Origin of the sequence: Algoriphagus aquaeductus (genome assembly GCF_003253485.1) — a bacterium.
GTDB classification, from domain to species: domain Bacteria; phylum Bacteroidota; class Bacteroidia; order Cytophagales; family Cyclobacteriaceae; genus Algoriphagus; species Algoriphagus aquaeductus.
In genome coordinates this window covers 1-13,461 of the sequence record NZ_QKTX01000013.1, presented here as the reverse complement: position 1 = coordinate 13,461, position 13,461 = coordinate 1, and the positions used below count along the sequence as shown (strand labels likewise).

The 13,461-nt window shown below is 43.9% G+C and carries 15 protein-coding genes; 4 read left to right on the top strand and 11 right to left on the bottom strand.

Annotated features, from left to right (window positions below; translation table 11 throughout):
* Position 1: 1 nt before the first annotated feature.
* The 3 genes from CLV31_RS16130 to CLV31_RS16120 are packed head-to-tail and all read left to right on the top strand — an operon-like array spanning position 2 to position 2,783.
* Positions 2-1,375 (top strand): DUF3526 domain-containing protein, encoded by a 1,374-nt coding sequence (locus tag CLV31_RS16130; RefSeq protein ID WP_111393945.1) that lies wholly within the window; start codon positions 2-4, stop codon positions 1,373-1,375.
* A complete protein-coding gene (locus tag CLV31_RS16125) occupies positions 1,372-2,067 on the top strand; it encodes an ABC transporter ATP-binding protein (protein WP_111393944.1) in 696 nt (231 codons plus the stop codon). Before CLV31_RS16130 ends, CLV31_RS16125 begins: the two co-directional genes overlap by 4 nt.
* Positions 2,064-2,783, top strand: coding sequence for a M15 family metallopeptidase (locus CLV31_RS16120; RefSeq protein ID WP_111393943.1), 720 nt, complete (start codon positions 2,064-2,066; stop codon positions 2,781-2,783). The genes CLV31_RS16125 and CLV31_RS16120 overlap by 4 nt, the downstream gene beginning before the upstream one ends.
* 111 nt (positions 2,784-2,894) lie before the next feature.
* Here CLV31_RS16120 and CLV31_RS16115 read toward each other — a convergent pair whose 3' ends face one another.
* The 6 genes from CLV31_RS16115 to CLV31_RS16090 form a co-directional block, all read right to left on the bottom strand.
* Complete coding sequence (locus CLV31_RS16115; RefSeq protein WP_111393942.1) at positions 2,895-3,797, bottom strand: sugar phosphate isomerase/epimerase family protein; 903 nt, start codon at positions 3,795-3,797, stop codon at positions 2,895-2,897.
* A 106-nt stretch (positions 3,798-3,903) separates the two neighbouring features.
* Positions 3,904-5,148, bottom strand: coding sequence for a DUF4153 domain-containing protein (locus CLV31_RS16110; protein WP_111393941.1), 1,245 nt, complete (start codon positions 5,146-5,148; stop codon positions 3,904-3,906).
* Between the two features lie 83 nt (positions 5,149-5,231).
* Positions 5,232-5,975, bottom strand: coding sequence for a DoxX family protein (locus tag CLV31_RS16105; RefSeq protein ID WP_111393940.1), 744 nt, complete (start codon positions 5,973-5,975; stop codon positions 5,232-5,234).
* A 22-nt stretch (positions 5,976-5,997) separates the two neighbouring features.
* The gene (locus CLV31_RS16100) at positions 5,998-6,324 is read right to left on the bottom strand and encodes a hypothetical protein (RefSeq protein ID WP_111393939.1); all 327 of its coding nucleotides are present in this window, start codon (positions 6,322-6,324) and stop codon (positions 5,998-6,000) included.
* A 74-nt stretch (positions 6,325-6,398) separates the two neighbouring features.
* Positions 6,399-6,692, bottom strand: a complete 294-nt coding sequence (locus CLV31_RS16095) for a winged helix-turn-helix domain-containing protein (protein WP_245943422.1) — start codon at positions 6,690-6,692, stop codon at positions 6,399-6,401.
* Position 6,693: 1 nt separating this feature from the next.
* Positions 6,694-7,308 (bottom strand): hypothetical protein, encoded by a 615-nt coding sequence (locus CLV31_RS16090; protein ID WP_111393937.1) that lies wholly within the window; start codon positions 7,306-7,308, stop codon positions 6,694-6,696.
* A gap of 141 nt (positions 7,309-7,449) precedes the next feature.
* Between CLV31_RS16090 and CLV31_RS16085 the strand changes: the two genes are divergently transcribed.
* Complete coding sequence (locus CLV31_RS16085) at positions 7,450-8,109, top strand: hypothetical protein (protein WP_146250911.1); 660 nt, start codon at positions 7,450-7,452, stop codon at positions 8,107-8,109.
* A gap of 32 nt (positions 8,110-8,141) precedes the next feature.
* Here CLV31_RS16085 and CLV31_RS16080 read toward each other — a convergent pair whose 3' ends face one another.
* From CLV31_RS16080 to CLV31_RS16060, 5 genes are all read right to left on the bottom strand, one after another.
* Complete coding sequence (locus CLV31_RS16080; protein ID WP_111394089.1) at positions 8,142-8,495, bottom strand: DUF4260 domain-containing protein; 354 nt, start codon at positions 8,493-8,495, stop codon at positions 8,142-8,144.
* Between the two features lie 138 nt (positions 8,496-8,633).
* Positions 8,634-9,791 carry an esterase gene (locus CLV31_RS16075; protein WP_111393935.1) on the bottom strand — a complete coding sequence of 386 codons (1,158 nt, stop codon included), beginning with the start codon at positions 9,789-9,791 and terminating at the stop codon, positions 8,634-8,636.
* Positions 9,792-9,810: 19 nt separating this feature from the next.
* A complete protein-coding gene (locus CLV31_RS16070; protein ID WP_111393934.1) occupies positions 9,811-11,004 on the bottom strand; it encodes an esterase in 1,194 nt (397 codons plus the stop codon).
* Between the two features lie 463 nt (positions 11,005-11,467).
* Entirely contained in the window at positions 11,468-12,526 is a 1,059-nt protein-coding gene (locus tag CLV31_RS16065; protein WP_111393933.1) for a hypothetical protein, read from the bottom strand.
* Positions 12,519-13,148, bottom strand: coding sequence for an ABC transporter ATP-binding protein (locus CLV31_RS16060; RefSeq protein ID WP_111393932.1), 630 nt, complete (start codon positions 13,146-13,148; stop codon positions 12,519-12,521). Before CLV31_RS16060 ends, CLV31_RS16065 begins: the two co-directional genes overlap by 8 nt.
* Between the last annotated feature and the right edge of the window lie 313 nt (positions 13,149-13,461).

Genomic DNA, 13,461 nt, shown 5'->3' with positions numbered 1-13,461 from the left:
TATGATCTATTACCTCCTTAAAAACTTCTTTAGATCCAGAGTTTATCCCATAGGTCTGATTTTGCTTCTGGTTTCCGGTTTGATCAGCTTGGAAATCGGTGCAAGGTTTTTGGATAAAGTATCCGGAGTTTCTGAAAAAACAGCCATCCATCAACAAGAAAGCATCCAACGGAATGTTTCTTATTTCAATAAGGAAATGGGGACGTTGATGTATTACCTCAGATTTGGATTGGAAAATGAAACTTCAAGGCTTGCAGGTCTATCCATCGGACAGCGGGATGTTTATCCTTCTATTCAAAGTCTGACGATCCGAAATCTGGAAGAGCAACGGTACTCCACCGACCTGACTAACCCGCTCTTTCAGCTGCTGGGCAATATGGATTTCAGTTTTGTGTTGATTTATTTGTTTCCCTTGGTCATCATCGCTTTCGGATTCAATCTGATGTCTGAGGAAAAGGAAGGAGGTACTTGGAGTTTGGTGCGAAGCCAAACTTGCTCTCCGATTACTTTTTTGAGGTATAAAATGGGAGTTAGATTAGGCAGTGTCCTGCTGGTATTGCTGATCCTTTTGACGGTCGCCAAGTTTTACCTGGACATTCCTCTAGATTTGGGATTCATCATTTTTGGAATGATCTCCGTGATGTATGTGCTTTTTTGGTTTGGTCTCAGTTGGTGGGTAGTGAGTTTGGAGAAAAACTCCAGTCACAATGCCCAACTGCTTTTGAGCTTTTGGGTAGTACTCAATCTTTTGCTTCCTGCCGGGATCAATGTTCTTCAGCGCTGGTTGTTTCCTATCCCTGAGGCCATGTCTGCGGTAATACAAAACAGAGAGGGTTATCATTCCCAATGGGATAAGCCAAAGGAGCCGACATTGGAAAAGTTTTACGTCAAGTATCCGGAGTATACCGAATTTATTCATCCCCAAGAGGCTGATTTTAGCTGGCTTTGGTATTTTGCCATGCAGCAGGCAGGTGATGATGAAGCAGGGGCTCAAGTGGAAGGACTGAAGGCTAAGTTGGCACAGCGGCAGGGACTTGCCAAAACGTTGAGCTGGATGATGCCTTCCGTCCATACTCAACTCTCTTTGAATGCGTTGAGCCTATCAGATATGGGGAATTATCTGAATTATTTGACTGCCTTGGAGGAATTTCACGAAGGGAAAAAAGCCTATTTTTTCCCGAAGATTTTTGGCAACCAACCGGTACTTGAGGAGGATTGGTCCAAGTTTGAGCTGGAGAAATTTAAAGATCACCCCTTGCCAAATTGGATGGGAATAGTTGCTCCCTTTGTTCTTATTTATCTGGTTTTATGGCTTTGGGCAAGTCGCAATTTTAAAAAATCAGGAATTCAAATGTTTAAAAAGAATCGTACATGATAGAAGCAAAACAACTCTCCAAGAGCTATGGTGATCATCTGGCACTGAGGAATTTGGATATTTATATCGGTCCGGGTGAAATTTTTGCCCTGCTTGGCCAAAACGGAGCCGGAAAAACTACCACGATCAATTGTTTCCTGGGATTTGTGTCCCCTTCTTCAGGAGATGCTTTGATTGCCGGTGCATCAGTCAAGGATAACCCCCAAGAATCCAAAAAAATGCTTGCTTATATTCCGGAGACTGTAATGCTTTATCCAAATCTCACCGGAATCGAGAATCTGGCTTTCTTTTCTTCTTTGGCAGGATTTACTTATTCTGAAGATCAATTGAAGTCATTCCTTTCCAAGGCGGGACTTCAAACTTTAGCCCATACCCAGCGGGTAGGAGGTTTTTCCAAAGGGATGCGTCAAAAAGTAGGGATCGCAATAGCCTTGGCAAAAAAAGCCAAAGCCTTGTTTTTAGATGAACCTACCAGTGGGTTGGACCCAAAAGCATCCAATGAATTTTCGGAGATCTTGACAGAATTGTCTGCAGAAGGTACGGCCATTTTGATGGCAACCCATGATATCTTCAGGGCTAAAGAGGTAGCACATCGGGTCGGGATCATGAAAGAAGGGCAATTGGTGAGTCAGTTGTCAGCGAATGATCTTTCGGCTAATGAACTTGAAAAACTGTACCTCCAAACCATATGATTAGATTCATTGCCTTTGGCTTGATTCTTTTTTCAATGGGGAGAATTCTAGCGCAATCCTCCAATCCTTATGGCTTGCCATTGTTGTCGAATTTGGAAGACTACCGCCAATCGGTTGCCTTGGACAGCAACAAAAGAATGGTTGAGATTTCGGATTTTGTCCCGAATGCAGTTTTGGATATCAAATACTCAAGTACAGAGAATGTTTTCTACACTCAGCTTTACCCAAAAGCAATCGCGCTGACAAGGTTGCCTGTGGCTAAGGCGCTTGCAGAGGCTCAAAAAGAATTCAATAGGCATGGCGTTGGACTTAAAATCTACGATGGATATCGGCCCTATGCAGTTACAGTTCAAATGTTTGACATTCTACCTGACACGGTTTATATGGGGCTACCATGGCAAGGAAGTAAGCATAATCGAGGGATTGCCATAGATCTCACTTTGATCGATTTGAATACTGGGAAAGAACTCAAAATGCCAACGCCATTTGATGCGCTGGTTTATGCCTCACATCCAGAATTCAAAAAACTACCCGAGGATGTGCTCCAAAACAGAGAACTCCTCAAATCAGTGATGAAAAAACACGGGTTTGCTGTGGATCCGGTGGAGTGGTGGCATTACAACTATTTGGACGCCAGTCGGACTTTTGAACTGATGGATATTCCGATAGATGAGATGGAACGAGAAGTATTGACCTTCAAGTCGCAAAATAAGTAGTGGGACAAAAACGATTTTAACTTCCCATTGGAATTGAATCGAAAAATCACTCAAAAAAGAAAGCCGGCAATCTTGATTGTCGGCTTTTGTAGTCAATAGGTAGTTGTGATTTTATTCAAATCCGATTTTCTTCAATCCTTCATGACTGATTTTGATTGCCTCGAGCGGGTCCAATTCAAAGGTGTTGTCCTGCTCCACAAAGTACACTTCCATGCCGGATTGGCCTTTTTTATCCAAGATTCGCTTGAAGTCTATCGTGCCAGTGCTGACCGGTGCAAAGTTTCCTTCTGCGTTCATGTCTTTGACATGCCAAGCTTTGAATCGGCCCGGATATTTTTCGAAGTAAGTCAATGGATCTACTTCAGCTTTGGTCACCCAAAACAGGTCCATTTGGAAGTTGACAAACCTGGGATCACACTTTTCCAGCAGGATGTCTTCGATCACTGTACCATCAGCCATGGGCTTGAATTCGAAGTCATGGTTGTGGTAAAGGAGCTTTAAGCCTGCGTTGTAGCATTTTTCTCCCAAAATATTCATTACTGATACCAAGTCATCTGCGGTACCTTTCATTCCCATACTTCGCGTGGCCGGGTCAAAGGTAAACATGCCCATAGGAGGAACGGGAATTACGAAATATTCAATTCCGGCTTCCTTGACATCTGCAATCAGTTGATCGGCATTTTCCATGTTGACCATGCCCATGTGAGCAGAAACTGCCTTTAAGCCCAAGGATTCGAGGTATGATTTGAATTCAGTGGGAGTCATGCCATAAAATTTGCCCTCGGCATAGTTGGCTGCTTCCACATAGGCATAGCCGGCATCTGCTACTTTTTGAAGCGTGGCTTTGGGATTGGCAGCCATGGAGTCACGTACCGTGTAGAGTGCGAGTCCTCCAAAATTGGAAGGCTGCTCCACTACGGTTTCCACCGTTTCTTCTGTTTTTGTGCCACAGGAGGTAAATCCCAAGGTCAAAGCTAAGAGCAGGGCGAGGCTGAGATTGGTTTTTTGTTTCATAGGGTAAAGGTTTTGAATTGGAAATATACCCATTTTTCTTTCGCTGAATGTCGGGATTCAGGGTTTATTGTCTCTTTTAGGAGAAAATAGGATTTGGGGTCTACCCCTATTCAAAACTGAAAATCAAAGGAAACAGGAAAATCACAAGTGCTGTCCAAATCAGATAAACCGGCAAATATCGAACTACTTCCAAGCCTACATCCTCCATGGAAAGGTCTTTCTTTAACGATAAAGTCAACTGTTGAAATACCCTGATCAAGTGGATCAGCATCAGTACGTTGACTCCCAGTACAGCCAGTCGATTTGGAGTAAAACCCCATTCGGAAATCCGAAATCCGATGGCTGAAAGAGCCACCAAATTGACAATAATGGTGGTCAAGGAAAGAAGCGTTAGTATCCATTTTGCTGACTTGGAGGCTTTTGCATCGGAAGATTCTGCTACGGAAAAGAATATCAAGCCCATCACCCCGATTAGGAGCATATTGAATAACAACAGGAACTCCCGGTCGTTGTAAGGATCTTTTCCTGCGTAAACAATAGCGCCCAAATAGATGACCAACATGATCAAAACCAATGGACTGAAGATTTTTGCCACGATCGGTGGCACCTTGTTTACCAACTGGGGGTTGGTCTGGGTGAGATGGGTGGCAATCAGCGGGGCAGCCACCAATCCAAACACACCGATATACTCGAAATAGAATTTTTCGATTTGCAGTCCAATCAGGCTAAAAAGCCCGACCGTGATACCGGACAGAAGCAATCCGGATAGACCCAAAACCGCACCCATGATGACTGCATCCCCATTAAAATTCAGGTATTCCAGTCTTTTGGGAAGATTTTTTCCATCAGTGCCGGAAAAAATATAGCCCAACATGCCCCAAAGAAACAAGGGTAAATGGATACAAGCCAGAGCAAGTGTGTCGCTGTTTTTTTGGTCGGGTAGAAGATTGATATAAGCAATCGCGATGACCAGGATGATGATCGGGGTCAGCAAGGATTTGAATGGGATTTTTTTCCTCCAAGCAAAGTAGGCGGAGACAAAGGGGAAGATCACAAACCCCAGATTTCTGGGATAAAAAAACTCCTCGTCCCAGTTGAAAAATGCCGGCAGCTTAGCCAAAAACCAAGCGACAACTGCTGCTCCAATAATAAATTGCCATTCATGGGCCTTTCCCCAACTGACTGTGTCAGTGGTATAGTTGAGTCGGGAGTTCCAAAATTCCGCGGCTTCTTGACCCTTGATTTCGGGATAGAGCGATTGGAAAGCCGCTTTGAATTCCGATTTGTTTTTTCGGTAGAGTTGTTCCAATTCCGCGGGTTGGCGAAGGTGGGTGAGAATAAGTTCTTTCATAGTGAGTAGAGGATTTAAGTTACTTTTTTTCAGAGGATTGTTTCAGAAAAGTAGGGCAGTATTTATGCTTGTAATCAAAGCGATTAAGTAGAGGAATCTGGATTTGAACGGATGAGTTTTTTGCTTAATTCAAAATTTTCAAGGCACTGATCCAAGGGCTTGCCGATTCGGTGAACACATTCACAAAACTCTTTTCCGATTTGCCCGAGCTCACTTTCATCAAACTGTGTCAGACATTCGGAATGGGAGTTTTTGGGCATGACTTCATAGGCAAACTGGAAGACTACGATGACTGAAATGATACAGCCCGTCACAAACCCAAGGAACCCAAGAGGGAATTTTGAGTTTTTAGCGCTAACCTCCAAAACAGAAAAATTACCGCTTTTTTTTCCTGCGAGGATTATTTTCCATCGGTCATAATTATAGGCGAGGAGGTAGAGATTAGCCAGGACCATGAGGGTGGAGGAGACATATGACCCATCAAACCGTACTGCAATCGAAAGCATCCAAATATTGAGAATAATCGGGAAATAAATTATCGCTCCCAAAAGTGTGGTTCGGTGAAGAAGCAACAAAACGGCTGCAATCACTTGTGCGACTCCAATCATCGGATAGTAGAATCCCGTGTGGTAAAGTGCCACGAGATAGGTGCCCATGGGGTGGATTTCGGATAATCCACTGGCAAATCTTTCTCCGAGGATCTTGACCATTCCTGCGATCACAAATCCCAAAGCCAGCGAGAGCCTACAGAATAGATAAAAGTAGGAATGCCATCGGTTGGATCGGATGCTTAGGTGAAATTGATCCAGTTTTTGAAGTAGAGGCATAGGAGTGTTTTTTTAAATTTTTTCAATCCCAATGCCCGGTAATGGCAAAAGCCAATACGGCACTGATCCATAGCCCCACGAAATAGAAAATCGTACTGAAAATGATGGCAATCAATTTTTGGTTTCCCTTGGGAAACCAATGGAACCCCATCAAGAAAAAGAAGGCACCGCCTACTGCTCCTCCAAGGGGGATTATCGTGAGGGGATAAAACATCCAAGTTTCAAAAAGATCCTCTTTAGTCAAGATGACAAACAGGAGCAAGGCCAAAGGCAAGCTTGCACCGAGACTGGAAGGTAAAATCAAGTCTTTCCAGTGGAATGGCAGGAAAGTAGACGGTGAGTTTTTCATAATTCAGTGTGTTTTAGTGATAGGCTTGTTCTTTTGAAAGTGCTTTGAAATTCAAAGTGAATAGATAAATTTTTTTAGGTCTTATTGGCGTTGATCAAATTTTCGAGGAAATCGAGGTGTGCTTGAAATGCTTTTTTACCTGCTTTTGTTGCCAAATAATTGGTTAGCGGTTTTCTTCCTGAGAAAGTTTTTTCCACCGTGATATAGGCTGCATTTTCCAGATTTCGAAGATGAGAGGCCAGGTTGCCGTCCGTCACATCAAGAATTTCTTTGAAAGAATTGAAGTCATATCGCTCATTGACCATCAGGATGGACATGATGCGCAGTCGGATGACGTTTTCAAATGCCTTGTCGTAATTCCCCTTCACCTTATCGGTCGTATTTGTAATACATCATGGATCCATAGATCACATGTAAAACCCCAAAACCCAAGGCCCAGCACACCAAGCCAAATTCAGGAAAGAAAGCTCCGGCCAAGCCCAAAATCAGCTGTCCAATTCCCAGATTTCTGATTTCTCCAAGTGTGAAATGAGATGCATTGATCAAACCTAATCCATAGAAAATCAAGGTGGCAGGAGCGATCAATTGGTAAGAACTCTCATGGATTAGCGCAAAAGAAAACAGTCCTCCAGCTAGTACCGGGATAAATAAAGCGAGAAGGAAGCGTTTACTTGCCGGAGTCCAAAATTTGTCGGAGTTTTTCTTACTTTTTTGCTGACTCAGCAAGTAGGCTGTTCCGATTGCTAAGAGTAATACGATGATGGCAAGAACCAATAAATTAGTCTGAAGGTCAGCATGTGTGATCACTTCGGATCCGGCGCCGTATTCGGTCAGAGGAAAGTAGATCCAAAACCAGGCTATCCCAGCGCCTGCAAAGGCATAAATTCCAGCCAGTATTCCAGCCAAGCCGCTCAAAGAAAGGAATCGGGTGCTCCGTTCCATCATGGACTTGATTTCGGCTAATTCTTGTTCCGGTTTTCGCATAGTTAAAAGTACTTTGTTTTGCAAAGTAAATGAAGATTTCGGATTTGCCAATGAGTGTGGCTATTTTTTTTAGGGCATATGCCGTATAGTTCCAAAATTCCATATCACGGATTTTTGGCTTGTATCAAAAATTACTTAGCTATGAAAAAGTTACTGTTTCAATGGAAGTGGCTCGTGATTGTTGCGGGCGTTTCGATGTCTTGCACCGAAGGAGGGGAGATGGATCCGGATGATCCTCAGCAAGCTTCAAATGATTTGAATTTTCCCTACACCTTGACCACAGAGGAAAATGTCTATAAGATGGAGATTGATGGAGTGGAAGTGACCAACACGGCAGAGATCGCGAATACCCTCAATGTGGACAAAACCATCACGATTGGTTTCTGGGGTCCTGCAAACGACTTTGCATTTGGAGGAATTTATTGGATCCCTTTGGGAGTTGGGACTTACGAAACCGGACGAAATCTAGGACCCGGTAACGGTACCAATGGAAACAACCTCTTTATGACGGCTTTTGTCAAAAAAAACAATGTGAAGCATTTTGCTTACTCAGCGCATGAGTACGGATTTTTGGAATCAGAAAAAATCCCGGGTTCTTCCTGCACCGTGAAAATCAACAAATTCGAAGGAAAACAAACGAGCTTCAGTTTTATGAATGGCACTTACAGCTTGTTTATAGGGACTGTTGAGGGACAGTTTGCAGGAACCTTCAAAACCAAGGACGGGCAAGAACTTAAAGTCACGAAGGGGCAGTTTAGAATTGTGCAAAAACTTCCTCCCGGAGCAACGGTAAACAATTAATCCATAGGGCTTCTCTGATTTTCAGGGAAGCTTTATTTTTTGCCGATTTCACCCAGGTGAGTGAATTTGAAGCCTTTTTCATATTTCAACCCATAGCCCAGTGCCCGATCAAAGGCAATGTGACTGAACAGGATGATTCCGGCGACTTCAAGTCCTTGATTTTCGGTCCAAAATCCCAAACCAAAAATGATCAAAGCAATGGTCCGATGGTGAAAAAGGTTGTACAACCAAGCGCCTACCTTTTCTCCTGCCAAATAACCTGCCATTCCCAGGTCAGGGAGTAAAAACAACCCTGCAAACCACCACCAGGAAAGACCGGTCAGGTAAAAGGCCCAAGTGCCCAAAAACAAAAGTGCTAATTCTTCAAGTTTCAGTAGGATATTCATAAAATGCCCGTTGATTTTTTCCAAAATAGAATTTTTGAAAGGAAACAAAAAACGCAGCCCAAATTGGACTGCGCTATCACACTACTCGGTTATTGGTATTTGAAGCCACTGTGAATGTCTTCACTCACGGCCAAACTTTTAAAACAACATCGGAGCAAACATCGACAGATAAGTTCTCCAGTTGGCCCAGGTGTGGCCTCCCTCGTTTTCGAAGTATTCGTGTTCGAATCCGGTTTTTTCCAGCACACTCAACAATCGCTTGTTGGAGTCCATCACAAAGTCCTCTTTGCCGCAGGCTACCCAGTATTTGTGGACGCCGGTGGCCTTCAAAGCAGTGAATTTTTTCTCCATCTCCCCCATATCTGCATTGGCATCAAAGATCCCACTGCTGAATACACCGATGTAGCCAAAGGTGCCCGGATAGGTGATAGAGGCGGTAATCGTATGACCGCCACCCATAGATAATCCAGCCAAAGCCCGATGATCTTTGTCCGCAATTACCCGGAAGTTTTTCTCGATGTATGGCACTACATCTTCCACCAAACTCTTTTCAAACTTGCCCTGAAACTGCCCAAAAGTCTCTCGGGTTGGGGTAGGAAGACCTGGGATCTGACGAAGGGTAGAAGTCTGCCAAGCATTTCCATTGGTCATGACTACAATCATAGGCTTTGCTTTGCCAGAAGCAATCAGATTATCTAAAATCAAATTGGCGCGACCCAGAGAAGACCAAGCATCCTCATCGCCTCCGGCACCGTGAAGGAGGTACAGCACCGGATAGGAATCTCTGCCCGAATCATATCCCGGAGGCGTGTACACGTACATTCTTCGGTCAGTACCAAGTGTAGGCGATGGGTACCATACTTGCGAGATATTACCATGCGGTGTATCGTTAAGTTGGAAGACGGAGGAACCCTCTCCAGGTACCATCAGCAAACTGGCATAGCGGGTACCGTCTCTCAAGGCATGCGGATTGGTGACATCGATGGCTGCCACGCCGTCGATGAAGAAATTGTAATGGTACATGGAGGAAGGCAGTGGCTTGATGCTTACTGACCAAACTCCGTTATCGGCCTTGGTGAGCGGCAATGTTTCTCGAAATCCCATCCAGCTGCCATTGAGTGCGACCTCGTTGGCTTTGGGGGAAAATACGCGGAAAGTCACACTTCCATCAGACGCTACTTCCGGAGATACGACCTGTGGGGCCTGCATCGCACTGATTTCCTGGGCTTGGACTTTGGTAGCTATTCCCAAAAGGAGGAACAGAGCCAGGCTTTTGATTACATAGTTAAACTTCATAGGGTAATAAGTTTATCGATTATTGAAAAAGACGGGGAGCAAATTGGGTCAGGTACACTCTCCAGTTTCTCCAAGTGTGTCCGCCTTCGCTTTCTACATATTCATGCGGCATGTTCATGCCTTTGAGCTTCTCGAGGTATTCCTGATTCGCTTTGTAAAGGAAATCGGTTTTCCCGATAGCGATCCAGTAGAGCTTATATCCATTGTCCATTTGGGCCTTTAGGGTCTCATCAAAATTGCTGTACACTTTTCCAGTGGCATCTTCTCTTGGCATGATGGCCGCTGAGAAAAGTCCCATGTAATCAAAGGTGTTTGGATGATATCTGGAAATGTGCAAGGTGTGGTATCCGCCCATGGAAAGGCCTGCAATCGCGCGATTGGCTTTGTCAGCTTTCACCCGGTAGTTGCTTTCGACAAACTTGATGATGTCGCTGAATGCCCCTTCGTAGGTTCCGTCCATGGTCTTTGGGATCATAAACTGAGGCTTGTAAAAGTTTTTGCTGCCTTCGCCCGGCGCTCCATCCTGGATGACATTCCCGTTTGGCATCACCACGATCATTGGCTTGGCTTTGCCTTGGGCGATCAGATTATCCATGATTTGGGCAGTCCGTCCAAGGTTGATCCAAGCTTCTTCGTCTCCGCCTGCACCGTGAAGGAGGTAAAGGACAGGGTAGGTTTCAGTTGATTTTTCATATCCCGGAGGAGTATAAATGGTGATTCTGCGATCCATGCCCAATCCTGGAGAGTCATACCATCTGCGGGTCACCGAACCGTGAGCGATGTCATTGGTCTTAAATAAGTCTGCATGTCCCCCTCCGATGATGAAAATATTGGTAGCAGAAGCTACATCACGAATCAGGAAAGGATTACTGGGATCAGTCGTGTTAAATCCATCGATAATAAATGAATAATTGTAGAGCTCAGGTCCCAAAGTGTGGGTTTTCAAGGACCAAACGCCGTTTTCATCTTTGGTAAGTTCAGCTTTTCCGGGTCCGTCCATTTGCCCCATGGGAGTATCCATTTTCACAGTCGGGAGAAAATCCCCTGTCACCTGAACGGACTTGGCATTGGGAGCAAAGAGTCGGAAAGTCACCGAATTGTCTTCGTGAATCTCTGGAGAGATGATGTTTTGTGCGCGGAAAAGAGCTTCCTGGGCATGGGCCGAAACCGCCAGCAGAAAAGCTGAGAGAATAAGCAGAATTTGTTTGTTCATAGGTTTTTGGTTCTATTGTCTCAAAGTGTGAAAATAGGAAAAGGGATTGGAAAAGCAAAAGCAATTCCCACAAAGGGATACAATAGGATGCTGATTTCAAATCTGAATTTTCATCATAGAGCCCCAGAAAAACTTTATGAGTTCAAATCCTAGAATGGTTCAAGTCTTCAGACTGCTTAAAAAAGGAAGAACTGCTCATCAAAATCCAAAGTCTCCATCTTTGGTGGTAATAAGGAAGATTTTATGGGAAAGGTTTTGAGCCACATAGACACATAGAAAACATAGTGATTGATTTACCTGCTATGCACCTCTATGTGCCTATGTGGTTTTTAATGATTTAGAATAAACAACTCTATAATGGTTGCATGGCCGATTGGTTCAAGTCTTTTGACCTGCCTTCCGGTAGACAGGCTTGGACCTTTTTGTATGCAGTTTCCAGACTGCTCAGATCAAAAATTGTCCCTCAAAATCCAAAGGCTCTTTTGGACTGTTGGAAAAAGAGGAATGAAACTCCAAATACAAATGCCCACCAAGGTAAACTGAAAATGATGGCTAGAAACAACCCGAAGAACATTGTCAAGGCAAGATTGGGGAAGCTCGAACTTTCCTTTTTTCTATAAACCAACAATTGCAAAGCGGAGATAAAAGCTACCAGCAAAATTGCCAACACTAAGTTTTCAGGATATGTCGATAGTATTCCTTTCCAGCCTAAAAAAAATAATTCAGGAATAATCAACAGTATCAGGCTACCCATTTGATAGCCCAGTTTGTTTTTCCAGGATAGTGGCAAGGCCAATATCCAACTTTGTTCTGTAATTTCTTTTTCCGTTTTCTCAAAAATCAAGGGAAGTTGGACATATGCCAAACACAAAATACCAAACTGAAGCCACCGCCAGTCATAGCTTCCTGATTGGAAAGAATAGAAAAATCCGTTGAGCAATAAGAGCCCGCAAGCCTTGGTCAGCAAAACCAAAATCGGTCTGTGTTGTCTAAGTGAAAGCAAGATCCAGGTAGATCTCGGAAAAGCCCATCGGACTGCCGGCCTTGTGACGAAAGCTTCTTTCAAGGGACGGTGAAGTGTTTGTCTGATCTTTCCATAGGTAAAACCCAGTAAAATCAAGGTACTCATCCACAAAGTAATTCCGAGATCAAACGCCTTTTTTTCCCAGATAAAATAACTCAGGAATAAAAAGTAGGTGAGGATAGGGCTAAAATTTGCCAGAATGATTCGGCTCCAAAATAACCTAAGTTCTTTTTCGGCATAAAGACCGAGGTGATGAAAAACCAGGTAGTTATTTCCCCTCAAAAGCTCCTGTTGAATTCGCAGATGGATTAAACTATAGAAAAATAGTAAAACCGGGATAAAACAGAAGGCTACAGGATTTTTAATCAGAAATCGGCTAAGGAGTACGTGCTGCTTTTCATCCATCAGTACTCCTCCGATGAGAAGGATTGCTGACCAAAAGCCAAGCGTCCTTTGATAAAAAGGGCGAACAAATGCCAGGATGGCCACTTTATTCATGGGTGGCTAGTTTTCCCGAACGCATGTGCAGCACGCTCATCACTGGTAATAGTTCGATGGGACCGGATTGGTGGGATGTAATCAGAAAGCCAGTTCCCTCCTTGGCTCGTTGGCAGATCAGCCGGACGAGTTGCCCTTGGGTTTGGGCATCGATGGTGGTAAATGGTTCATCCAAAATGATCAGCTCGGGCTTACCCAAAAACGCCAGCATCAATGCGGATTTTTTCAGCATACCTGAAGAATAACCTCCAATCGGATAGGTCATAAATTCCCCTACCTCGAGAATCGTCGTTAACTCGGCGATTTCAGCGTGAGTCGATTGCTTCGCTTTAGCTACTACAGTGATCAAGTCCGTAAGGTTGAGATACTCGGGGAAAGTCGGTTCCGCTGCCGAAAAACCGATCTTTCGTCGGTAGTGGATCGGCTGAGAGGAGAGCGAGGTGCCATTCAAAAGGACTTCTCCATTTGCAGGATGGATTCCTGCTAATGCTTTTAGTAAAGTGGATTTACCCGAACCATTTCCTCCCAAAATCAGGTGAATCCCTTCTGGCAAATCAAGCTGCGGTATGACTACTTCGAAACCTGAAGGGTATTTTTTTTCAAAACCGGAAAGGGAAAGCATTTGATGGCTTGGGTTCTTTTGATTTGAAAAATAACAGGTTTCTGGTTTTGACCTTCCATAGTAGAATGGGCTTTATCTTTTTTTAACCAAATCAAGTTTTTAGCTCACTTAGAAGGATGGGTTCACCTTTCGCAATGATGGGAAAAAAAAATACCTGTCAGATTTTCGAAACCTGACAGGTGGGGTGTCAAATTTGTGCCATTTTTGGTTTTTTATTTGCATCCCACTTTAAGGTTTTTAATCTCTTGGAAAGAGTGGTTTGCCCGATGTTTTTTTCAGACCAATTTTTCACATTTTCTACTCGTGTTGACTG